The sequence below is a fragment of the Streptomyces sp. GB4-14 genome, from assembly GCF_022696125.1.
Taxonomy (GTDB): Bacteria; Actinomycetota; Actinomycetes; order Streptomycetales; family Streptomycetaceae; genus Streptomyces; species Streptomyces werraensis.
This window is the reverse complement of record NZ_RZHO01000002.1, coordinates 1892641-1915129: the sequence shown is the minus strand read 5'-3', so window position 1 is coordinate 1915129 and position 22489 is coordinate 1892641. Positions and strand designations below refer to the sequence as shown.

The 22489-nt window shown below is 73.9% G+C and carries 20 protein-coding genes and 1 pseudogene; 9 read left to right on the top strand and 12 right to left on the bottom strand.

From position 1 onward, the window contains the following. Positions 1–281 precede the first annotated feature (281 nt). Positions 282–1061 (bottom strand): hypothetical protein, encoded by a 780-nt coding sequence (locus ELQ39_RS09725; protein ID WP_242591665.1) that lies wholly within the window; start codon positions 1059–1061, stop codon positions 282–284. Positions 1062–1468: 407 nt separating this feature from the next. On the opposite strand from ELQ39_RS09725, the gene ELQ39_RS09720 reads away from it, so the two are divergent. From ELQ39_RS09720 to ELQ39_RS09700, 5 genes are read left to right on the top strand one after another with little or no spacing between them, the layout of a single operon-like run. Continuing rightward, entirely contained in the window at positions 1469–4873 is a 3405-nt protein-coding gene (locus ELQ39_RS09720; protein WP_242591664.1) for a sensor histidine kinase, read from the top strand. Beyond that, entirely contained in the window at positions 4870–5388 is a 519-nt protein-coding gene (locus tag ELQ39_RS09715) for a roadblock/LC7 domain-containing protein (RefSeq protein ID WP_190002575.1), read from the top strand. The genes ELQ39_RS09720 and ELQ39_RS09715 overlap by 4 nt, the downstream gene beginning before the upstream one ends. Then, positions 5385–5813: a DUF742 domain-containing protein gene (locus ELQ39_RS09710; protein ID WP_190002576.1), complete on the top strand. Its 429-nt coding sequence runs from the start codon at positions 5385–5387 to the stop codon at positions 5811–5813. The genes ELQ39_RS09715 and ELQ39_RS09710 overlap by 4 nt, the downstream gene beginning before the upstream one ends. Then, positions 5794–6432, top strand: coding sequence for a GTP-binding protein (locus tag ELQ39_RS09705; RefSeq protein ID WP_190002577.1), 639 nt, complete (start codon positions 5794–5796; stop codon positions 6430–6432). The genes ELQ39_RS09710 and ELQ39_RS09705 overlap by 20 nt, the downstream gene beginning before the upstream one ends. A gap of 22 nt (positions 6433–6454) precedes the next feature. Then, positions 6455–7717: a styrene monooxygenase/indole monooxygenase family protein gene (locus ELQ39_RS09700; protein WP_190002578.1), complete on the top strand. Its 1263-nt coding sequence runs from the start codon at positions 6455–6457 to the stop codon at positions 7715–7717. Here the strand turns inward: ELQ39_RS09700 and ELQ39_RS09695 are convergent. From ELQ39_RS09695 to ELQ39_RS09655, 9 genes and pseudogenes are all read right to left on the bottom strand, one after another. Then, positions 7681–8850 (bottom strand): C40 family peptidase, encoded by a 1170-nt coding sequence (locus tag ELQ39_RS09695; protein WP_242591663.1) that lies wholly within the window; start codon positions 8848–8850, stop codon positions 7681–7683. The two genes, ELQ39_RS09700 and ELQ39_RS09695, sit on opposite strands and share 37 nt — an antisense overlap. A gap of 103 nt (positions 8851–8953) precedes the next feature. Next, positions 8954–9268 carry a hypothetical protein gene (locus ELQ39_RS09690; protein ID WP_242591662.1) on the bottom strand — a complete coding sequence of 105 codons (315 nt, stop codon included), beginning with the start codon at positions 9266–9268 and terminating at the stop codon, positions 8954–8956. A 40-nt stretch (positions 9269–9308) separates the two neighbouring features. Further along, positions 9309–9962 carry a TetR/AcrR family transcriptional regulator gene (locus ELQ39_RS09685; RefSeq protein WP_225640662.1) on the bottom strand — a complete coding sequence of 218 codons (654 nt, stop codon included), beginning with the start codon at positions 9960–9962 and terminating at the stop codon, positions 9309–9311. A gap of 93 nt (positions 9963–10055) precedes the next feature. Further along, a complete protein-coding gene (locus ELQ39_RS09680; protein WP_190002582.1) occupies positions 10056–10994 on the bottom strand; it encodes an AurF N-oxygenase family protein in 939 nt (312 codons plus the stop codon). A gap of 133 nt (positions 10995–11127) precedes the next feature. After that, positions 11128–11567, bottom strand: a pseudogene (locus tag ELQ39_RS09675) (DUF3291 domain-containing protein); the annotation flags it as partial. Further along, positions 11564–13024: a penicillin-binding transpeptidase domain-containing protein gene (locus tag ELQ39_RS09670; protein WP_242591661.1), complete on the bottom strand. Its 1461-nt coding sequence runs from the start codon at positions 13022–13024 to the stop codon at positions 11564–11566. The gene ELQ39_RS09670 and the pseudogene ELQ39_RS09675, both read right to left, overlap by 4 nt. Next, positions 13021–14382: an FtsW/RodA/SpoVE family cell cycle protein gene (locus ELQ39_RS09665; RefSeq protein WP_242591660.1), complete on the bottom strand. Its 1362-nt coding sequence runs from the start codon at positions 14380–14382 to the stop codon at positions 13021–13023. Before ELQ39_RS09665 ends, ELQ39_RS09670 begins: the two co-directional genes overlap by 4 nt. Positions 14383–14425: 43 nt before the next feature. Next, complete coding sequence (locus ELQ39_RS09660; protein WP_242591659.1) at positions 14426–15001, bottom strand: SH3 domain-containing protein; 576 nt, start codon at positions 14999–15001, stop codon at positions 14426–14428. 150 nt (positions 15002–15151) lie between these two features. After that, positions 15152–15658 carry a protein-tyrosine phosphatase family protein gene (locus tag ELQ39_RS09655; protein WP_225626395.1) on the bottom strand — a complete coding sequence of 169 codons (507 nt, stop codon included), beginning with the start codon at positions 15656–15658 and terminating at the stop codon, positions 15152–15154. Positions 15659–15759: 101 nt separating this feature from the next. Between ELQ39_RS09655 and ELQ39_RS09650 the strand changes: the two genes are divergently transcribed. Further along, positions 15760–16563 carry an NERD domain-containing protein gene (locus ELQ39_RS09650; RefSeq protein WP_242591658.1) on the top strand — a complete coding sequence of 268 codons (804 nt, stop codon included), beginning with the start codon at positions 15760–15762 and terminating at the stop codon, positions 16561–16563. Between the two features lie 129 nt (positions 16564–16692). Here ELQ39_RS09650 and ligD read toward each other — a convergent pair whose 3' ends face one another. Continuing rightward, positions 16693–17574: a non-homologous end-joining DNA ligase gene (gene ligD, locus ELQ39_RS09645; protein WP_242591657.1), complete on the bottom strand. Its 882-nt coding sequence runs from the start codon at positions 17572–17574 to the stop codon at positions 16693–16695. A 73-nt stretch (positions 17575–17647) separates the two neighbouring features. Here ligD and ku point away from each other — a divergent pair, with 73 nt between their 5' ends. After that, positions 17648–18661 (top strand): non-homologous end joining protein Ku, encoded by a 1014-nt coding sequence (gene ku, locus ELQ39_RS09640; RefSeq protein ID WP_443334333.1) that lies wholly within the window; start codon positions 17648–17650, stop codon positions 18659–18661. Between the two features lie 452 nt (positions 18662–19113). Here ku and ELQ39_RS09635 read toward each other — a convergent pair whose 3' ends face one another. Beyond that, positions 19114–20871, bottom strand: coding sequence for a beta-ketoacyl-[acyl-carrier-protein] synthase family protein (locus ELQ39_RS09635; protein ID WP_242591656.1), 1758 nt, complete (start codon positions 20869–20871; stop codon positions 19114–19116). Between the two features lie 453 nt (positions 20872–21324). Here ELQ39_RS09635 and ELQ39_RS09630 point away from each other — a divergent pair, with 453 nt between their 5' ends. Continuing rightward, on the top strand, positions 21325–21840 hold the full coding sequence (locus ELQ39_RS09630) for a SigE family RNA polymerase sigma factor (RefSeq protein ID WP_190002591.1): 516 nt from the start codon (positions 21325–21327) through the stop codon (positions 21838–21840). Further along, entirely contained in the window at positions 21830–22486 is a 657-nt protein-coding gene (locus tag ELQ39_RS09625; RefSeq protein ID WP_242591655.1) for a hypothetical protein, read from the top strand. The genes ELQ39_RS09630 and ELQ39_RS09625 overlap by 11 nt, the downstream gene beginning before the upstream one ends. Positions 22487–22489 lie beyond the last annotated feature (3 nt).

The window sequence follows — 22489 nt, the reverse complement described above, 5'->3', positions numbered from 1 at the left end:
AGGGGCGCGGGGAACTGCGCGACCAGCCCTCACCGGGCCGCGGGTCTGGCACTGCCACCGGCCGCGCGGTTCACTCTGCCGCCACGGTGCCGGCAACCCCCTCAGGGGCGGGAACTGCGCGACCAGCCCTCACCGGGCCGCGGGGAACTGCGCGACCAGCCCCCGCCGGGCCGCAGGCGAAGCGGCGGTGTCCGTCCCGGCAGGTCCGCCGTCAGGGTGATGAGCCGCCGGCCCCGTCAAAGGTGAGGCGCCGTCACCCGTCGGCCATGCGGGTGATGTCCTCAGGCGGGCGGCAGCTCGACGTGGACGACCGTCGCATCGTCATGCCTCTTGCCCCCGAGCGGACGTTCCCGCTCCAGCGCCCGGACGCGCCGCACCAGCCCCCGCGCCCCCTCCTCGCGGATCACGGCGACGCAGTCCGCCCAGTCGCCCTCCCCGAACCGGTCCACCCAGCGCGTCGCACCGTCCGTCAGCGCCGTCAGGGCGCGCACCCGCTCCCGGGGCAAGGAGACGGTCACGGCGCGTGACGACACGGACGGATCGGCCGCGGCGGTGAAGAAGCCGCCTTCCTTGTTGCGCAGCGTCGTGTCCACGACCGTGTGGCTGGACAGGGCCGAACGGGGCAACCGGTCCAGCCGGTCGTCCCGGACCGCCGTGACCGTGCCGTCCGGCGACTCGACCAGCAGGACCGAGTCCGACAGCACCAGACACTCCACCGAGGCGGGTGACCAGCGCGCCAGCACGACCGTCGCCTGAGGCGTTCGGGGGTGAGAAAGGTCACAGGTCGAGGCATGGCTCCCGGCCGTGCGCGCGATGCCCCGGGACAGCAGCCCGGCGGGCGGAACATCCGGGAGGGAAACGGTCAGTTCGGTCAGCGCGCCGCCCAGCCGGGCGGTGAACCAGGGCACCGAATGCAGACAGCCGCCCCCGTCCGACGGCGGCGTCACACCGTCCAGGACCACGAGCGCGCCGCCCTGTCCGGAGGCCGGGAGCGCGACGCTCGCGAAGTCCTCGTTGGGACGTACTGGATCACCAGGCTCCGAAACGAGTTCCGTGCGCATCCGGCCAGTCTGCACGAGCTTTCCACAACGACCGCCGGAGCCCGGCAATCGACGCCCGCTCTTCACAGGCGCGCAGGTCAAGCGCCTGATTTGGGAGGGAATGAAGGCCTCCGGGAAGGCGTGGCGGCGAATATTGCCACCGCCCGCCGCAGACGTCCAACCGGCGTACCACGCAGGTCCGCTGCGGCGCACAACGGAACTTGCCCCTCAACTCACCTCCGATGTTCACTCCTTCGAGTGGCGGGTCAGGTGATGCGCATCCACTGTCCACGGGCACTGGGAGGGTCGGGGAGCGTTGGGGGCGCCTCACGGTCCGAGCGCGGCCAGCGGCTCGGGGAGAGCGCCCGCGCCCATTGACGGAGCGTCACCCGGGCCCACGGGTACACGAGTCAGGAATGCGAGCACCGGTGCAGAAGACGCGGCCTCGTCGCAAGGACAAGCAGGCGGCCCTCACGGGGGACGCGCAGCAGACGCCCACCGTCGGCAAGGGCCGCCCCACCCACGTACGCAACCGTCTCGTCGTCGCCGTCGCCGTGGTGGCCGCGGCGATCGCCGGGGCGGGGGCGCCGTCCGTGCTGGCGGCGTCCCAGCAGCTGCACGACTCCCAGGAACTGGTGACGCTCGCCGAGCGGACGCAGGACGCGCTCGTCCTAGCCCACTCCCTGGCCGACGAGCGTGACGAGGTCGTCCCCTACATCGCGGCGGGCCGCCCCAAGTCCAAGGCGCCCTCCGAGGAGCACAGCGCCCGGGTCGACCGGCAGGTCGAGGAACTGCGCGCCGACGAGGACACCTCGCAGGCGCTGCGCGACGAGCTCGACGCCGTCGCCGCCGTGCGCCGCGCCGCCCTCACCGGCAAGTCCGGCCCGCTGGAGGCCCACCAGGCGTACTCCGACGCCATCTCCCAGCTGCACAGGCTCGCCGCGCGGCTGGCCGACGCCACCCCGCCCCGCGCCGGCACCGGCGCCCACGCGCTCACCGAGCTGGACACCGCCGTCCAGCAGGCCGCCGCCACCCGCGGACTGCTGCTCGCCGCGCTGAACGTGCCGAGCTCCACCGAGACCGTGATCGACCCGGTCACCGGACTGCCCGTCACCGCCGACGGCGCCTCCGAGGAGGACGAGGAGCGGCGCGACGCGCTGTCCGCCGCCGCGCTCCAGGCCCGCGTCCGCTCCGACGCGGCCCTCGCCGACTTCCGCGACGCCGCCCCGAAGGCCGCCCGCGCCTCCTACGACTCCACGGTCACCGGCCCCGAGGTCGACACCGCCGACAAGTACCTCGAGAAGCTCACCGACAAGCCGACGCTCTCCGACGGCGAGACCGAGACCAGCACCAAGAAGCTCGCGGCGGCGCTCACCGCGCGGATCGACATGATGCGCGGCGTCGAGGCCTCGCTGTTCGACCAGCGCACCAAGGATCTCGCCGAGCTCCGCGACGAGGACGTCACCGAGCTGGAGATCCGGATCGCGGTCCTCGGCGCCCTGCTGCTGCTCGCGGTCGGCGTCGCCACCGCGATGGCCCGCACCCTCACCCGGCCCCTGTCGGTGCTGCGCCGCGGCTCCGCCCGGCTCGCCGAGGCGGAGGACCCGGCCGCGGAGGAGCCCGTCACCTTCACCGGCCGCAACGACGAGTTCGCCCAGGTCGTCCGCTCCGTCAACGCCCTGCACGCGCATGCCGCCGGGCTCGCCCAGCGGATCGCCACGCTGGAGGCCGACCGCAAGCACCTCGTGGGGCAGCGGCAGAAGATGGCCGACGCCCGCGAGGAGCTGCGCGGCGAACTCGCCGAGGCCACCGCCCACATGGAGCGGATGCGGCACAGCATCGGCTCCACCTTCGTCAACCTCGCCCTGCGCACCCTCGGCCTGGTCGAGCGGCAGCTCGGTGTCATCGAGGGCCTCGAGGAGCGGGAGGACGACCCGGACCGCCTGGCCACGCTGTTCAAGCTCGACCACTTCGCCACGGTCATGCGCCGGCACAGCGAGAACCTGCTGGTCCTCGCCGGCACCGAGCACGGCCGGCACACGGCCGGTCCGGTCCCGCTGGTCGACGTCGTACGCGCCGCGGTCAGCGAGATCGAACGGTACGAGCGGGTGCGGATCGCGGCGTTGCCGCCGCACGCGCACATCGCCGGGTTCGCCGCGGACGACCTGTCCCACCTGCTCGCCGAACTCATGGAGAACGCCACCGCGTTCTCCCCGCCCGACATGCCCGTCGAGGTCTCCGCCTGGCTGCTGGAGAACGGTGAGGTGATGCTCTCCGTCCAGGACGAGGGCATCGGCATGGCCGAGGACCGGCTGGAGCGGCTCAACACGCGGCTCTCCGAGTTCGACCCGGAGGCGGGGTACGACGCGGAAGCCGAGTCCGGCGACGGTCTCGGCCTCGGCCTGTACGTCGTCGCCCGGCTCGCCCACCGGCACGGGGTGCGGGTGCAGCTGCGCAAGCAGAAGCAGGGCGGGATCGCCGCGGTGGTCGTCCTGCCGGACCCTCTTCTGGCGCCGGCCGCGCCGACGGCCGTCCCCGCGTCCGTCCCGGGCGCCGCCCACACGGTGACCCTGCCGGGCGCCGACGCGGAGGCCAACTCCAACGTCCTGCGCGGGCGCAGCAAGTCGGGGGACCTCCTGGTCGACCTGGCGGAACGCTCCATCGAGGCCCGGGCGGCAGCGGAGGCGTCGACGCCTGAGGCGCCTGCGGCCCCGCGGGCGCAGAGCGCGAACGACACCCCGGCGGCTCCGGACGCCGGCCACGCCACCGCCCACTCCGCCGAACGCACGGACGCTGCCGCGTCGGCCTCGCACGGGGTTGCTCCCGCCGCCTCGGAGCCGGCTCCGGATGATGCCGCGCCTGTCGCTCCGGCGCAGCCGCAGGCGGGCGCGCCCGCGCAAGCGGACGCGGCGCCTGCGGCGGACCCCGCGGGGGCCTCGGGCTCCGCCCTCGCCGCGGACCGGGCGGACGCCGCCGTGGCGACCGGCTCGGGCGAGGCTGCTCCGGCGGCCGGTGCCGACGCGGAGCCGGCTCCGGGCGTGGCCGCACCTTTCGCTCCGGAGGAGTCGCAGCCGCAGGCCGACGCCCCGGCGCGGTCGGATGTGACGCCTGCCGGGGACCGGGGGGACGCTGCCGCGGCGGCTCACCCGGACGAGGCCGCTCCGGCCGCCGGCGCCGCCTCGCGGACCGAACCGGGCCAGGGCGCCCCCGCAGCTCCCGAGACGCCCGGTGCCGACGCGCCCGCGGGCGCCGGAGCCCGTGGCGCCGACGAGGCCCGGTCGCACACTGTGCCCCCGGCCCGTTCGAGCGAGCCGGACGCCCCCGCCGAGCGGCCCGCCGAGACCACCATGGAGCTGTTCATCCCGGCACAGCCGGATGGCCGTGCCCCGGCGGCCGAAGGGCACGGCGCCGGTTCCGACGCGCCCGCCGACGAGGGCGTACGCCCGGGTGCCGGGCACGCGCCGGCGTCCCCGTCCGCACCCGAGCCCGAAGCGGTGCCGGCGCCTGGGGGCCCCGCCCCCGACACCTCCGTCGGAGACGCCGCCGGCAGGCCCGAGCACACGCGGGTCGCCGACGGGTCCGTCGACGAGGAGCCCGTCACCGCCAAGGGACTGCCCAAGCGGACGCCGAAGATCACCGCGCCGGTCGCTCCCCCGCGGCCGCGGTCCGGTTCGGTGGACGCCGAGGCCCTGCGCAGGCGGCTCGGCGGCTTCCGCCGGGGCGCGGACGCCGGGCGGCGGGACGTCGAGGCGGAGCTTGCCGCCGAGCGGTCCCGCGGTGACGTCACAACCGAAGAAGCCACGGGGGGCACTGTCGAGGAGGCAAGCAGTTGACCGCGCCCAGTACCTTCGGACTGAGCAGTGAGGCCCGCAACCTGCACTGGCTGCTGACGAACCTCGTCGAGGAGGTGCCCGGCATCCTGTCCGTCGCCGTGGTCTCCTCCGACGGCCTGCTGCTCCTCTCCTCCGACGAGACGCTCGCCCGCGCCCGCAGCGGCCCGGGCTCGCAGGGGCGGGGCCCGCGCGGCTCCTCCGCCGACCTGGCCACCGTCGTGTCCGGGATCGGCAGCCTCACCGTCGGCGCCTCGAAGCTGATGGACTACGGACCCGTCAAGCACACCATGGTCGCCATGGACGAGGGCAGTCTCTTCGTGATGTCCATCAGCGACGGCTCGCTGCTCGGCGTGCACGGCTCGGCGGACTGCGACATGAGCGTCGTGGCGTACCACATGGCCCTGTTCGTCGGCCGCGCCGGCCACGTCCTGACCCCCGAACTCCGCAGCGAGCTCCGCCGGAACCTGGAGACCTCGAAAGACGCGGAGCACGAGTCCGCCGGGAGCCCTCGATGACCAGCGCCCCGAAGCATCACCTCCCCGTCCGCGGCGGGGACCGTAAACCCGCCCGGGTGCGCCCCTATTCGCTCACCGGGGGCCGCACCCGCTTCGGCCACGTGCTGCTGGTCGAGACGTTCGTCGGCGCGACGGCCGGCACGGCCGCGCTGGAGGCCGCCGAGGACCGCAAGGAACTCACCTCCGGCGGTCTCGCCCGGGTCATGCCGGAGGTGCGCGCCATCGTCGAACTGTGCCGCCGCATGCGGACGGTGGCCGAGATCGCCGCGCTGCTGCACATGCCGCTCGGCGTGGTCCGCGTCCTGCTGAGCGACCTCGCGGACCAGGGAAAGATCCGTGTCTACGGAACGGGCACCGGCCACGGCACGGGCCGCCCGGACCGCGCGCTGCTGGAAAGGGTGCTGAGTGGACTCCGCCGTCTCTGACGCCGCACCCGGCGTCACTCCGCTCGTCCAGGAGGACGAGCCCCTGCTGCCCTGGCAGACGGACCCCACCCGGGCCCCGATCGCCACGAAGATAGTCGTGGCCGGCGGCTTCGGCGTCGGCAAGACCACTCTCGTCGGCTCCGTCTCCGAGATCACGCCTCTGCAGACCGAGGCGCTGATGACCGAGGCGAGCGAGGGCACCGACGACCTCACCGCCACGCCGGGCAAGTCGACCACCACCGTGGCCATGGACTTCGGGCGCATCACGCTCGACGACGACCTGGTGCTGTACCTGTTCGGCACGCCCGGCCAGCAGCGGTTCTGGTTCATGTGGGACGACCTGGTGCGCGGCGCGATAGGCGCCGTGGTGCTGGCCGACACCCGCAGGCTGAAGGACTGCTGGCCCGCGCTGGACTACTTCGAGAGCTGCGGAATGCCGTACGTCGTGGCCGTGAACCACTTCGACGGCACCGAGCGGTACGAACCGGAGGACGTGCGGGAGGCCCTCACGATCCCCGCGCACATACCTGTCATGATCATGGATGCGCGCCGCCGGATCTCGGTCATCGAGACCCTCTTGTCCCTCGTGGGCCACGCGCTCGACGAAACCCCCGAGTAGCCCCTTTAGGAGCGTCCCCCGTATGCGGAAGATACTCGTCGTCGGGGCCGGCCAGTCCGGTCTCCAGCTCGCCCTGGGACTCCAGTCGCACGGGTACGAGGTCACCCTCATGTCCAACCGGACCGCGGACGAGATCCGCACCGGACGGGTCATGTCCACGCAGTGCATGTTCCACACCGCCCTGCAGCACGAGCGTGACCTCCAGCTGAACTTCTGGGAGTCCCAGGCGCCGAAGATCCAGGGTCTCGGCGTCTCGGTCGCCGCCCCCGGCTCCTTCGACCCGGGCCCCTCGCAGCGGGCGATCGACTGGCTGGGCCGCCTCGACGGGTACGCGCAGTCGGTGGACCAGCGGGTCAAGATGGCCGGCTGGATGGAGACCTTCGCGCAGCGCGGCGGGCAGCTCGTCATCCACGGCGCGGCCGTCGGCGATCTCGACTACCTGTCCCGCACCTACGACCTGGTGCTCATCGCCGCGGGCAAGGGCGAGCTGGTGCAGATGTTCTCCCGCGACCCCGAGCGCTCCCCGTACTCCACCCCGCAGCGCGCCCTCGCCGTCGCCTACGTGCACGGTCTCGGCCCGCGCCCGGAGCACCCGGACACCGAGGCGGTCCGCTGCAACCTGGTCCCCGGCGTCGGCGAGATGTTCATCATGCCGACGTACACGACCTCCGGCCGCGCCGACATCCTGTTCTGGGAGGGCGTCCCCGGCGGCCCGCTCGACGCGTTCGCGGGCATCAAGGACCCGGCCGAGCACCTCTCCCTGACCCTGGAACTGATGGAGAAGTTCCTGCCCTGGGAGTACGCGCGCGCCACCAAGGTCGAACTGACCGACGCCGGCGGCACCCTGGCCGGCCGCTACGCCCCGACCGTCCGCAACCCCATCGGCCGGCTGCCCTCCGGCGGCCTGGTGCTGGGCGTCGCCGACGTCGTCGTCGCCAACGACCCGATCACCGGCCAGGGCTCCAACTCCGCGTCCAAGTGCGCCGCCGCCTACCTCGCCTCGATCCTCGAGCACGGCGACAAGCCGTTCGACGAGGAGTGGATGCAGGGGACCTTCGACCGCTACTGGGACACCGCCCGTCACGTCACCAAGTGGACGAACGCCATGCTGGCCCCGCCGCCGGAGCACGTCCTGAACCTGATCGGCGCCGCCGGCCAGCTCCAGCCCGTCGCCGACCGCTTCGCCAACGGCTTCAACGACCCGGCCGACTTCGAGAACTTCTTCTACGAGCCGGAGAAGACGAACGCCTACCTGGCCGAGGTCTCCGGCGCGGCCGGCGCGTAGCCGGCGCCGTACCCCTCGTCGGACCCGTCCGTCGCCCCCTCGGGGAGCTCCGGCGGCACATAGTGCTCCAGGGGCTCCCCGCCGGGGTCGGGCCGCACCGCGCCCAGCACCGGATTGGCCGCGATCGGCGACACCTTGATCCGCGCGCCGGGCCGCGGCGCCTGCACCACCATCCCGTCGCCCAGGTAGAGGGCGACGTGCGTGGCGTCGTGGAAGTACACGACGAGGTCGCCCGGCCGCAGGTCCCTCAGGTCGATCCGCTCCAGCCGCGCCCACTGCTCCTGGCTGGTCCGCGGCACCTCCGCGCCCGCCGCGCGCCACGCCTCGGAGGTGAGCCCCGAGCAGTCGTACGCCTTCGGGCCCTCCGCACCCCACTCGTACGGCTTGCCGAGCTGCTCCACCGCATACCGCACCGCCCGCTCGCCGGCGGCGGACGGGGCGTTCGCGCCGCTCAGCGCGCCGGAGGCCACCAGCTCCCGCTGCGCCTCGTCCACCCGGCCGCGCTCCAGCTCGGCCAGCTCCGCGAGCTGGTCCGCGGTGAGCGACGCCAGCAACTCCTCGACGTCCCGCAGCCGTTCCACCACATGATCGCGCTCCTTCTTCCGCCGCTCGGTGAGCGCGAGCCGCGCGTCCAGCGCCTGGCGCGCCCGCCGCGCCAGCTCGTCCGCCTGCTTCGCGTCCCCGGCCAGCCGGCCCACCGTGTGCGCCCGCTCCCGCGCGAGCTGCCCGATCACATGCCCCTGCTCCAGCGCCCGCTGCGGGTCACGCGCCAGCAGCAGCCGGACGTAGGGGGAGAGGCCGCTCAGCGACTGGTACTGCTGCCGGGCGAGCCGCCCGGCGGCGCCCTTGCTGTCGTGCAGGGAGAGCCGGGTGCGGGCCAGCGCCTTCTCCAGCCGCTCCGTCTCGGCGCGCTGCTTCTCCAGCGCCTCCTCGGTGGCGTTGTAGCGCTCGGTGGCCTTCTCGGCCTCCCGGTACAGGGTCTGAAGATCCGTCAGCAGCTCGGGGACGGGGCGGCCGCCGGACGCGGCGGCGCCGCCTCCCGGCTCCGGGACGGCCGCCGCGGGCAGGGGCGCCAGCACGGTCCCGGCCGCCAGCGCCGCCGTACACACCAGACGCAGAAGCATTCCTGACACGCCATCACCTCCGACGCGGGGCGGCTCGTCCGCTCCGCACCGCGAGCATCAGGGGGGTGTGCGCGGTCCGCTCGCCGAGTGTGCGCGGTTCGGCGCAACGGGGTCACCCGTCGGCGTCGTCCGTCTTGCCCTGCGGCGTGGCGTCCGGACGCGGCGCGGGCCTCGACCACGGCCACCGCCGCTCGCTCCCGGCCCGCCCGGTGGGGTCGTAGAGGTATTTCCAGCGGGCGGTCAGGCCGGTGAGCGTGCTGTTTCCGCGCGGCACCCTCCGGTACACCAGCACGGTGGGCGGCCCGCCGTCCGGGGCCGGGACGGGGATCCGGTACGTCTTGGGCGGGTGCCCGGTGATGCCGAGCAGCACGGGCAGGACGCGCCCGTCCATCGGGCCGCCCTCGAAGGGGGTGTCTTCGCTCTTCACCCCACCAGTCTCGGCCATCGGCCGGGAGGCCCGGCCCGGGTCACAGGTCCGCGGCCAGCGCCTGCACCAGGGTGTCGGTCTGCGCGTCCCGCCGCGCGGTCACCGTCAGCACCGCCACGAACTGCTCCACGAGCCAGTCCCGCAGCTCCTCGAGCGGCGGCTGCTTGTCCTCGTCGAGCCAGATCAGGGAGGCGGCCTCCACGGCGGTGATCCACATCCGGATGGTCATCCACAGCCGGGGCCCGGGCTCCTCCACGCCGAGATGGCGCAGGATGTGCTCGGCCGCGGCCCGCCGCACCCCGTCCACGATCGCGGTCGTACGGGAGGTCTCCACCACGCTGCCGCCCTGGAGCAGGGCGCTGAAACCGGTGTCGTGGCGGCCGACGAAGACGAGGTAGCGCTCCACGGCCCGGGTCAGCCGGGGGAGCAGCGGGCCCTCCTCCGGTTCGTCGAAGCAGTCGCGCAGCTCGTCGGCGGCGGACTTCAGGGCCGCCTCGTAGAGCTGCTGCTTGCCGCCGGGGAAGTACCGGTAGACCAGGGGCCGCGACACACCGGCCGCCTCCGCCACGTCGTCCAGCGACACCTCCTCCGGCGCCCGGTGGGCGAAGAGGGACAGCGCGGCCTCCAGCAGCTGGCTGCGCCGCTCCTCGACGCTGAGGCGCCGGTAGGCGGGGGTGGGGGCCTGCGAGGTCATGCCCGCAGCGTAACCGGCCGTGGCCGGCGCACGCGGGGCGCGGTCGCCGGCCACGGCCGGATTCCCGCCGGCCCTGACCGGCGGAGCGCCTGATCAGGCCAGCAGGCCCGAGGAGCGCCAGAGCCGGCGGCCGACGCCCCGCAGCACGCCGATGTCGTCGAGGAAGTCCGTGAGCTTCTTCGCGCCCTGCTGCATCACCTCGCGCCGGTGCGCGCTCGCCCGTACCTGGGCGACGGCCTCGCGCCGGTCCAGGCCGACGTTCGTGTAGACCTCCGGGTTCACGAACGCCACCGAGAACACCCGGGCGAACTCGCCCGACGAGACCCGGGTGAACTCCTGCGACCAGCGCGGCGCGGTCATCATCTGCCGCCGCAGTTCCTCACGCGCGTACCGCACGTGCCGCGCCTCCTCGATCACGTGGATGCGCGTGACGCCCCGGATCAGCGGCTGCACCCGCTCGTCGGGGAAGGTCAGCCGCTGCATCCAGTCCAGCACCTCCTCGCCGAGGAGGGTCGCGGTGAACGAGCCGGGAGTGGTGGAGACCGTCTTGAACAGGCGGCCCAGGTTCTGATGGACACGGCTCACCGGGTACCAGGGCGTGCCGCTGTGCGCGATCACCCGGGCGAACATCTTCGAGTGGCGGCACTCGTCCTCGATCTCGGTGAGGGCGTACCGCACGTGCGCGCTGGTCGCGGACTTGTCGTAGATGTGGCGGACCAGCAGCTGCATCAGGATCAGCTCGAACCAGATGCCGAGGGAGGCGAGCGCGGCGGCCTCGTGGCGGGAGAGCAGCAGGCGCTGCTCCTCGCTCATCCGCCGCCACAGCGGGGTGCCGTACAGCGACACCAGCTCCGGCGGCCAGAACCACTTGCCCTCCTCGAAGGGCGCCTCCCAGTCGAGCTCCGTGTCCGGGTCGAAGGAGTGCTTCGCGGAGGACTCCAGCAGCCGCAGGGCCACCGCCTCCCGGTCCTTGAGCTGCCCGAGGGCGTCCCGCAGGCCGTCGAGCGCGTCGGTCTCCGACAGGGTCGTCATGACGGTTCCACCTCGGGGCGTCTCGGGTTACCGGCAGGTCACCTTTATGAGACTGCCTGTCAGCAAGCCCGTCAATCCCTTGCGCAGGACTTGTCGCCGGCCGGTCCGCTCCCCGCGTCCGCGCGGTCACGGCGGGCGGGAAGGAGGTGCGCAGCGCGAAGGCGTACGGGGTCGGGCCGTGGCCGCGCAGGTGCAGCAGCCAGCACTCGGCCTCCGCCACCGAGGGACGGTGGCCCGCGGGCACCCACCACAGCGTGGTCATGGCCTCCGCGACCCGCTCGAACCTCCCCCACTGCCCTGAAGGCGTGGGCGGACCCGCACCCGCCGCCGGCTGAGCATCTCCCGGTGCCGCCCCTGGTACATGAACGCCGTCAGCGCGTCCGTGTCCCGCCACACCGACATGTTGACGATCAGCCACGGGTCGTCGAAGACGGAAATGGCCGTGGCGTCGCCGTCGTCGCTCTATAGCCGCCACACGAAACCGTCGGCGGCGTCCGCGTCGGCGTTGACCGGGTCGAGGTTGTCGACGAAGTCCTGGGCACGACGGTACGGGAGTTCGGCCCGTGCTCTCACCCGGGCCGCAGCACCGCCTCCATCACCGCCCGCGCCACCGGGGCGGCCGTGCCACCGCCGCTGATCTCCCGCCGGTTGCCCTCGCCGTCCTCCACCACCACGGCCACCGCCACCTTCGGCTCCATCTCGTCCTCGCGCTGCGCCCAGGAGATGAACCAGGCGTAGGGCATCCCCGAGTTGCCCAGCCCGTGCTGGGCGGTGCCGGTCTTCCCGCCGACCACGGCACCCTCGATCGCCGCCTTGCCGCCGGTGCCGTCCTCCACCACCCCGCGCATCAGCTCCCGCAGCTGGCTCGCCGTCGCCGGGAGCATGGCCCGCCGCACCGCGCCCGACCCCGCCGCCGACACCGTGCCGCCGCTCGCCCGCGTGGTCCGCTCCACCAGGTACGGCTCGCGCACCTGCCCGCCGCTCGCCACGGCCGCCGCGACCATCGCCATCTGCAGCGGCGTGGCCCGCGTGTTGTACTGCCCGATCGACGACAGCGCCAGCTGCGCCGCGTCCACCGTGGTGTCGAAGGTGCTGGGCGCCACCGGGAACGGGATGCGCAGGTCCGCGTCGTTGAAGCCGAAGCTCTCCGCCGTCCGCCGCAGCCTCGACACCCCCGTGCCGACCCCGAGCTGGGCGAACACCGTGTTGCAGGACCGCACGAACGCGTCCCGCAGCGTGGCGTTGCGGCACTTGTCCGTCCCGTTGACCAGCCGGGTCGTCGTGCCCGGCAGCAGATACGGGTCGGGGGAGCGGGTCGGCTCGTCGACGCCCTTCACCACGCCCGCGTCCAGCGCGGCCGCCGCGGTGACCACCTTGAACGTCGACCCCGGGGGATAGGTGCGCTGCACCGCCCGGTTCAGCATCGGCCTGTCCGGGTCGGCGTTCAGCCGCGCCCACGCCTCCCGCGCCGTCCTGCCGTTCCCCGACAGCGGCTCCGGGTCGTAACTCGGCACCGACACCAGCGCCAGGATCCGCCCGGTCGACGGCTCCACCGCCGCCACCGCGCCCTTCCGTCCCCGCAGGCCCTCGTACGCGGCTCGCTGCGCCCGCGGATCGATCGTGGTCAGCACGTCTCCGCCCGCGCTGCTGGAGCGGGTGAACTCGTTCCACAGCGGCAGCGGCTGCAGAACCGGGGCGGCACCCGACAGCACCGCGTCCTCCGTGGCCTCCAGCAGCGTCGTGCCGTACTCCTGCGAGGCGAAGCCCGTCACCGGCGCGTACAACGGCCCGTCGCTGTAGGTCCGTTCGTACCGCAGGTGCTCCCCGGTGTCCCGGGACCCGGTGACCGGGCGGCCGTCGACCCAGATGTCGCCGCGCGGCTGCTGGTACCGCACGATCGAGGCTCGGCGGTTGGCCGGATTCGCCTCGTAGTCCTCCGCGTGCAGCACCTGCACCCGGGCCGCGTTGACCAGCAGCGCGACCAGCAGCAGCGCGCAGAACAGCGCCGCGTGCCGGATGTGCCGGGTCACCGGAGCGCACCGGGGGCGGCCTGCCGCCGCGCGCTGTCGCTGAGCCGGACCAGCAGCGCCACGATCGCCCAGTTGGTCACCACCGAGGAACCGCCCTGCGCCAGGAACGGCATGGCCATCCCGGTCAGCGGGATCAGCCCGGTCACCCCGCCCGCGATCACGAACACCTGGAGCGCCACCAGCGAGGCGAGCCCCACGGCGAGCAGCCGCCCGAACGGGTCGCGCAGCGCCAGCCCGGCCCGGTAGCCGCGCTCCACCAGCAGCCCGTACAGCAGGATGATCGCGGACAGCCCGGCCAGGCCCAGTTCCTCGCCGGCCGTCGCCAGGATGAAGTCGGACTTCACGGCGAAGCCGATCAGCACCGAGTGCCCGAGCCCCAGTCCCGAGCCCAGGATGCCGCCCTCGGCGAAGGCGAACAGCGACTGGGCGATCTGGTTGGGGCCCTCACCGGCCTCGATGGAGGCGAACGGGTGCAGCCAGGTCTCGATCCGGTGGTGCACGTGCGGCTCCAGCCGCCCCACCGCCACCGCCCCCAGCGACGCCAGCAGCAGCCCCAGCGCGATCCAGCCGGTGCGGCCGGTGGCGACGTACAGCAGGACCACGAACAGGCCGAAGAACAGCAGCGAGGTGCCGAGGTCCCGCTCCAGGACCAGCACGCCCACGCTGACCAGCCACACGGCCACGATCGGGCCGAGCACCCGCCCGGTGGGCAGCTGCATCCCCCAGACGCGGCGGCCCGCGTACGTCAGCGCGCCGCGGTTCGCGGCCAGGTATGCGGCGAAGAACACCGCCAGCAGCACCTTCGCGAACTCGCCCGGCTGGATGGAGAAGCCCGCCACCCGGATCCAGATGCGGGCGCCGTTCACCGCCGGGAAGAGGATCGGCACGGTCAGCAGCACCAGCGCCACGGTCACGCACAGGTAGGTGTAGCGCTGGAGCACCCGGTGGTCGCGCAGCACCAGGATCACCGCGATGAACAGCGCCACCCCCAGCGTCGACCAGACCAGCTGGGCGGGCGCGGCCCGGTCGCCGGGCGTCTCCAGGTCCAGCCGGTAGATCAGCACCAGGCCCACCCCGTTGAGCAGCACCCCGATCGGCAGCGGCAGCGGGTCGGCCAGCGGGGCCCGCCAGCGCACCGCCAGATGGGCGAGCACGGCGAGCACACCGAGCCCGGCGCCGTAACCGGCGGCGCCGGGCGGGACGGTGCCGTTCCTGGCGAGGCCGACGGCGCAGTAGCCGTACACCGACAATCCGACGGCCAGGACGATGAGGGCGAGTTCCACGCCGCGGCGCCCGGTGAGACGGACGGTGGGCGCGGGCGGGTCCGCCGTCGCCAGGGTGATACCGGCCTTGCTCATGTCCGGAACTTACCCACGTGTGACGCTTCGAGTGGTGCGCTCATCAGCACCAGCGTGGCGCGGGACCGATGGTGTCGATGTACCGGGCCGGGCCCCAGGCCCAGGTGCCGTCGGTGAGCAGGTACCAGAGCGGGTTGCCGTCCACCTTGTCGCCCGGCACCTTGCAGAAGATCGAGACGACGTCGCCCTTGTGGGCGTACCGGATGACCTGCGAGCCGCGCTGCGGGGCGCTGCGCAGGGCCAGCTTCTGGGCCGTCACCACGCCGCGGTACTGGCCCTGGTCGCCGTGGTTCCCGCCGGCCTGGTTGCCGCCGCCGCTCTGGTTCCCGCCGCTCTGGTTGCCGGACTGGTTACCCCAGTCGCCGCCGTTGCCGCCCTGGTCGCCTCCGCCTTGCTGGGCGTTGCCGCCGGCCTGCTGGTAGGAGCCGGTGTTGTCGCCGTTGCTGTGGCCGCTCTGGTTACTCTGGTTGTTCTGGCCGCTCTGGTTGTTCTGATGGCCCTGGCCCGGGTCGTCGGCGGCGAGGGCGGGGGCGACGGCGGTCGCGACCGCCAGGGCGCCGGCGGCGAGAGCTATGGGCAGGCGGCGGGTCAGCGGGGGACGCGGGCGCCGTAGGGACATGGCAGTACCTCCATGGGGGGAGACAACAGGTCGAAGGTGACTTGTCGCCACATTAGGAGCGCCCTTCGGCGCCCGCCCGCCCTGCTGCGCCATCGGAGAGGACGCTCCGCCTACCGGGTCACACGCCTCGGCGCGGCAGGCGGCCCCCCGTCACTCCGTCAGTTCCTCCAGCATCCGCGCCGTGGCGAGCCCCGCCCGCAGGTAGTCGACGAACAGGCCGTTGTGCAGCGCCCAGGAGGAACGGCGGGACCGGATCAGCCGGATCGCCTCCTCGGCCGAACGGCCCCTGCGGATCAGCGTGTGCGCGACCACCAGGCCCGAGCGGTTGTAGCCGTGGAAGCAGCGGACCAGGACCGTACGGCCCGCGTCCAGGGCGTCGCACGCCGCCTCGGCCAGCCGGATCACGCCCGCGAGCTGGGTGCCGTCGAGCGGGCCGTCCGGGACGGGCCACACCTGGTGCTCGACCCCGGGATCGGGTCCGTGCCCCGGCAGCCGCAGCAGCGTCTGCACCAGGTCGAACTGCCGGTGCACCACCACCGGCTCCACCCGGCCCGAGGGCCGCGCGACCTCGTGCCCGCCCATCCACAGGCCCGGCTCGATCTCGTCCCAGGGGCTGTCCGGAGCCGGTACGTCGGGTTGACTCTCGCGGGTACGCAACGGCGCCTCCCACTCCTCATCGCCCAACTCCTGTCCACGGTATCCGGCTTCTTGCCTCCGCATCACCCCGCCTGTTCCCATGGGAGGCGGGGTGATGGCGCATGGACGGACCGCGCGTCGTGCCGGCCCGCCGGCACGGCAGGGACTGGCTCCACGTACGCCTCCCGGACGGCAGGAACATCGCCTGGTACGACCGTGAGGCGGCCCGTGTGCACCTGCTCGACGCCGAGCACGAGGAGGAGGTGCTCGCCGCCCTGGGCCCGTATCTCACCGGCCCGGTCGCCGTCGGCCCGCCCCCCGTCCCCACCCCCGCCGACCTCGCGCGGCTCTCCCTCCACCCCGACGACGACCTCGCCCCGAACCGTCCCGGCGAGGCCCTGCTCGCCGACCTGGACCGCGCCCCCGGACCGGCCCGCCGCCTGCGCCCGGACCCGCGCCGCGCGGAACTGGACGCGCAGCGGACGGTGGGCGACGCCCTCGACGCCATGGACGGCGCCGGCTGGCACGCCCTGCACTCCCTGCCGCTCCCCGGCGGCCACCGCATCCACCACCTGCTGATCGGCCCCGGCGGCCTGTACGCCCTGCATGTCCGGTCCGCCCACCGGCAGCGGGTGACCGTCGCGGAGCCCCAGGTGCGCATCGGCCGGCGCCCGCCCGAGCCCGTGCTGCGCCGGGTGCGCGCCGACGCCGACCGGGCCGCCCACGCCCTCACCGCCGAGGTGCGCCCGGTGCTGGTCCTGGCCGGCGCCCGCCGTCTGACGGTCGCCGCCGTGCCGCGTGGGGTGCGGATCCTGACGGACGCGGACGTGCCGGGGCTGGCCCGGGGCGGAGGTGTGCTGAAGCCCGCCGACGTCGAGACGCTGTACGCGGCGGCGCGGGACCGCAGGACGTGGGCGGGGCTGTGAGGACGCGGGGCTGACGGCCGCGGAGGGTCGGGTGGCGGTCCCGTGGGGGCCGGGTGGCGGTCCCGCGGGAAGTCGGGTGGCGGTGCCGTGGGGGGCCGGGTGGCGGTCCCGCGGAGGGTCGGGCGGCCGTCAGGGCAGCGTGCCCGCCTCGTCCGGGTCCAGCAGCGGCGCCAGCAGGTCGCCGAAATCCTGCAGCCGTGGGGGGATGTCGGGCGCTTGCAGCGCCATCCCGCCCGGCGACCGGCATTCCTCGACCTCCTGCCAGGTCACCGGCGCCGACACGAGCGGCTCGGCGCGCGCCCTCAGGGTGTAGGGGGCGGCCGTGGTCTTGCGCGCCGCGTTCTGGCTCCAGTCCACGAAGACCTTCCCCGGCCGCAGGCTGCGCTTCATCTGGTGCAGCACCAGCCGGGGCATCGCCTTCTCCGCCTCCACGGCCAGCGCCTTCGCATACTCGGACACCTGTTCGGAAGAGGAGCCGTGGACCGCCGTCAGCAGATGCAGCCCCTTCGACCCGGATGTCTTCGCGTACGCCTCGAACCCGTCCGCGGCCAGCCGCTCCCGTAGCCACAGCGCCACCTCGCAGCAGTGCACGACCGTCGCGGGCGGCCCCGGGTCCAGGTCGAACACGATGCGGTCCGCCTGCTCCGGGTCGGTGATCCGCCACTGGTGGGTGTGGAACTCCGCGACCAGGTTCGCCGCCCACATCAGGCTCGGCAGATCCTCCACCAGCACCATCCGTGCGGGCCCCTCCGACCTCGGCACCTCGGCGGTGGTGACCCAGTCGGGCGTACCGGGCGGCACGTTCTTGGTGAAGAACACCTGCCCGTCGGGCCCGTCCGGATAGCGCAGGAACGACACCGGCCGCTCCCGCAGATGCGGCAGCAGCACGTCGGCCACGGTCGCGTAGTAGTGCAGGACCTCCGCCTTGGTGAAGCCGGTGGCGGGATACAGCACCTTCTCCAGATTGCTGAGCGGGAGCCGTCGCCCCTCCACCTCCGTGATGGGAGCCATACGATGAGAATCTCACGCAAACCATGACAAAGGCCCCGATATCGATCGGCAGACGACCGGAGAGGTGCTGCACGTGAGGTCCATCTGGAACGGCGCGATCTCGTTCGGGCTGGTCAGCATCCCGATCAAGCTGGTGAACGCCACCGAGAACCATTCGATCTCCTTCCGTCAGATCCACACCGAGGACGGCGGCCGGATCCGCTACCGGAAGTTCTGCGAGCTGGAGGACCGCGAGGTCAGCAGCCAGGAGATCGGCAAGGGCTACGAGGACGCGGACGGCACGATCATCCCGATCACCGACGAGGATCTGGCCGGGCTGCCGATCCCGACCGCCAAGACGATCGAGATCGTCGCCTTCGTGCCCGAGGACCGCATCGACCCGCTCCAGATGGACGCCGCCTACTACCTCCAGGCGGGCGGGGCCCCCGCGGCGAAGCCGTACACCCTGCTGCGGGAGGCGCTGAAGCGGAGCAAGAAGGTCGCGATCACGAAGTACGCCCTGCGCGGGCGGGAGCGGCTCGGCATGCTGCGCGTGGTCGGCGACGCGATCGCCATGCACGGCCTGCTGTGGCCCGACGAGGTCCGCGCCCCCGAGGGCGTCGCGCCGGACACCGACGTCACCGTGCGGGACAAGGAGCTGGACCTCGCGGACGCGCTGATGGACACGCTCGGTGAGGTCGACCTGGAGGACCTGCACGACGAGTACCGCGAGGCGGTGGAGGAGGTCGTCGCCGCGAAGGCCTCCGGCGAGACCCCGCCGGAGGCGCCTGCCCCGGAGGCCGGCGGCGGCAAGGTCCTGGACCTGATGGCGGCCCTGGAGAACAGCGTCCGGGCGGCCCGCGAGTCCCGGGGCGAGGACGCGGAGGTCAAGCAGCTCCCGCAACGCAAGACGAGCCGCTCGTCGCCGAAGGACACGGGGGGCAAGAAGTCGACGTCGACGGCGAAGAAGAAGACGACGTCCTCGCCGAGGAAGTCGACGTCGAAGACGTCGAAAACGAGCCAGACGGAGAAGAAGGCGACGGCGAAGAAGACGCCGGCGAAGAAGTCCCCGGCGAAGAAGACTGCGTCCCGCAAGCGCTCGGCTTGACCTGCCTGGGTCGTGGGGGCGGGCGTCGCGCCTGCGGTGGGGTGGTGGTGCGGGGCCGCGGTGGGGGCGGTCGTCCTCGGTCTGGCGCGATGAGGGCGCTTACATCGGGAAGGACGAGGACGCGCCAGCCGCTGCGGGCGCCCACCCCCACCCCGTCCCCTCCCCGCCGAGCGCGGCTACACCCTCCGCACCCCGCGGGCATGCGTGACCCTCCGCACCCCGCGGGCATGCGTGACCCTCCGCGCCCCGCGGGCATGCGTGGCCCTCCGCACCCCGCGGGCATTCGTGCCGCCTGGGGCGGCACGGGTGGGCGCGGCGGCACCTCGCTGGCGCCGAGGTGCGCCGACATCCCCCGGCCCGCACCAACGCCGGTGCCTGTTGTCGTCGCCGACTGCGGGCAGCACCTCGTTGGCGCCGAGGCGCAACACTTCCCGATGCCTGGGCAACGCGCGTTACGCCACCCGCCGCAACGCCAGCACCGCGTTGTGCCCACCGAAGCCGAACGAGTTGCTGAGAACCAGATCGCCCGTCTCCGGCAGCGGACGCGGGGCGTCACGGACGACGTCCAGGTCGATCCCGTCGTCCACCTCCCCACACCCCACCGTCGGCGGCACCGTCCGATGGTGCAGCGTCAGCACCGCGGCCACCGCCTCGACCCCGCCCGCGGCCCCCTGCAGATGCCCCAGGTGCCCCTTCAGCGCGGTCACCGGAACGTCCTGTCCGCCCAGCACCCGCCGCAGCGCCCGCGCCTCAGCGAGGTCCCCCTCCACCGTGGCGGTGGCGTGGGCGTTCACGTGGACGACGTCGGCCACCTCGCCGCCCGCGTCCCGTACGGCCCTCCGCAGCGCGAGCGCGATGCCGTCGCCGGACGGGTCCGGGGCCGCGACGTGGTGGGCGTCAGCGGACAGCCCCCATCCCGCCGCCTCGCAGTAGATCCGCGCCCCCCGCGCCCGGGCGTGCTCCTCGGACTCCAGCACCAGCACCCCCGCGCCCTCACCGTTGACGAACCCGTCCCGGTCCTTGGCGAAGGGACGCGACGGCGACCCCGCCGACGGATCACCCTCCGCCAGCGCCCGCATCGCCGCGAACGACGCCATGATCGCGGGAGTGATCACCGCCTCCGCGCCGCCGGCCAGCGCGACGTCCACCCGCCCGTACCGGATCCGGTCGACGGCCTGCCCGATCGCCTCGGTGCCGGAGGCGCAGGCGCTGGTCACGGTGCGCGCCTCACCGGTGATGTGCAGGTCGAGGGAGACCTGTGAGGCCGCCTGCGACGGCACGGTCATCGGGGTGGTGAGCGGGGACACACCTCGCGGCCCGCGGTCCCGCAGCTTCCGGTCACCGCCGACCAGCACCGACGCGTCCCCGAGGATCGCGCCGAGGCTGACTCCGACCCGCTCCGGGTCCAGCCCGCTCTCGCGCGTGCCGCCCTCGGCGTACCCGGCGTCGGCCCACGCCTCGCGCGCGGCCAGCACCGCGAACTGCGCGGCCCGGTTCATCCGGCGCGCCGCCTGCCGGGGCAGCAGCGAGGCCGGGTCCACGGGCACCGTGCCCGCGGTCCGCACCGGCAGCCCGTCGAACTCCGGGTCCGTCAACTCCCGTATCCCGTGCCGCCCTTCGAGCAGCCCGCCCCACAGCTCGCCGGCGCCCACGCCCAGCGGGGTGACCGCGCCGAGCCCGGTGACCACCACGCGCCGGGGCCCGGCCGCCCGCGCCTGACGCACAGGGCGCGGCTCGTGCCGTACGACCGTGCCCTCGCGGCCGGCGTCGGCGGCCCAGCGGCGCACCTCCGCGTCGGTCGTTGCCCGGACGTCGGCGGACTCCGCGGTGTCCCGGTGCCAGGCGCCCCAGCGGCGTACGTACGTCACCTCGGCGGCCAGCGGGTCCACCGCCCGCAGAACGGTCAGCCGGTCGCCGTCGCGGAACTCCACGCCCGCCAGGGACTCCGGCTCCACCAGCGGCACCGCGGCCGCGTCGACCCGCCGCCCGGCGACGGTCACCGTCTGCTCGCGCCGCAGGTCCTCCTCGTGGTCCACCCCGCCGAGCGGCGGCCGCAACGTGACCCGGATCACCTCGGGGGAGACGGGCAGCGTGTGCGTGACGACGTGCCAGCGGCGCTCGGCCGCGTCCTCGGGGGTCAGGGCGAACAGGTCGCCGGGGACCACCTCCGCGGCGGTCACCTCGTAGGGCCGTATGGGTACTTCAGGCATTTCGGGGGAGTGGGTCATGGCCGGGCATGCTCTCTTTGGTCCGAACTGTCGTACTGCGGGCGGTTCCGAGTGTTCTGTACGACTCGCGAACGGGCCACGATCCACTTCCCGAGGTGTCCGATTCGTCCTGGTCTACCAGGTGGGTGACACGGAACACATTCGCCAAGACGCCGACGGATGGGCAGAGTTACCGGGACGTAGTGGCACTGTGGAAAACGTCACGAAGCCCATGTGCGCGGCCGAGGCCGCCCCCGCGGAACGAGGCGCGCGTCACGTTCCGCGCGGCCGCCCCATCGGGCTCCGTCCCCACCGGCACGGCGGTCCGACTGATCCCCGAGGCCGGTTCCGGCGTCTTCCCACGGGGGCGCGTTCCGAAGTACGCGACCTGCCGGGCCGGCCCGCGGGACGGCGGCGGGCGGGCCGCGCAGGCGACCAGAGACTGCGGTGGAGGGCATGGACGAGGACGAGTTCGACGCTTTCTACGCGGCCGCCTTCCCCCGTCTGACCGGCCAGCTCTTCGCCTTCACCGGGGACCTGGGCGAGGCCCAGGACGTGGTGCAGGAGGCGTTCGTGCGCGCCTGGGACCGGCGCCACCGGCTGATGGCCGACGAGGCGCCGGAGGCCTGGGTGCGCACCGTCGCCATGCGCCTCGCCGTCAGCCGCTGGCGCCGTGCGAAGCGCTGGCTGGAACTGGTGCGGCACTCCCCGCCGCCCGAGGCGACGCCCGGACCGGGCCCCGACCGCACCGCCCTGGTCGCCGCCCTGCGTCAACTCCCGGAATCTCAGCGGATGGCGGTCGTGCTGCACCATCTGTGCGACCTCAGTGTCGAGCAGGTAGCCTCCGAGACCGGCGCGCCGGTCGGCACCGTCAAGGCCCGCCTGTCCCGGGGGCGGGCGGCACTGGCCCGGCATCTGGCGGTGGACGAGGCCGAGGAGCCGGCCTGGGAGGAGGGCGGCCGTGTCGGATGAACTAACCGGTGCCCTACGCGAGTTGGCGGCGCTTCACGAGGCACCGCCGCCCCTGCCCGCCGCCGAGCTCCGGGACCGCGCCCGGCGCCGCTCACGCCGCCGCAGGGCCGGCCTCGCGCTCGGCACCGCGGCCACGGCCGCCTGCGCGGTCACCGTGGTGACCCTCGCCCTGCACACCGACCACCCCGCCGGGAAACGACACCGCCCCGGCGCCACCCCGGCCACCTCGCCCGTCCCCGCCCGGCCCCCCACCGCCTCCGCCTCGGCCCGTGCGCCCCGCCCCTCCGGCCGGCTCGACGTGGACCTGCGCACCCTCACCCTCGCCGACCGCGTGCTGCGGGTCGACCTGCGCGCCGCCGGCCGCTTCCCGCCCGGCACCCGGCTCACCGTCGTCGCCCGGATCTCCGGCGCGGTGCTGCCGTTGAAGAGCAGGACCGAGGTCCGCGAGGTGAAGGTGCCGTACCTGGTGGAACTGCGCGCCCCCGGCGGCGCACCCGTCTACGCGGGCGCCCTCTCCTTCGACGCCAAGGTGCTGCGCGCCCTCTCGGGCACCACGGGCTGGGTGGGCCTCAGCGCGCGGGACGCCCAATGGCTGCACGACCGGCTGCGCGACGGCGACCAGATCGAACTCACGGGCAGCCGCTGAGAG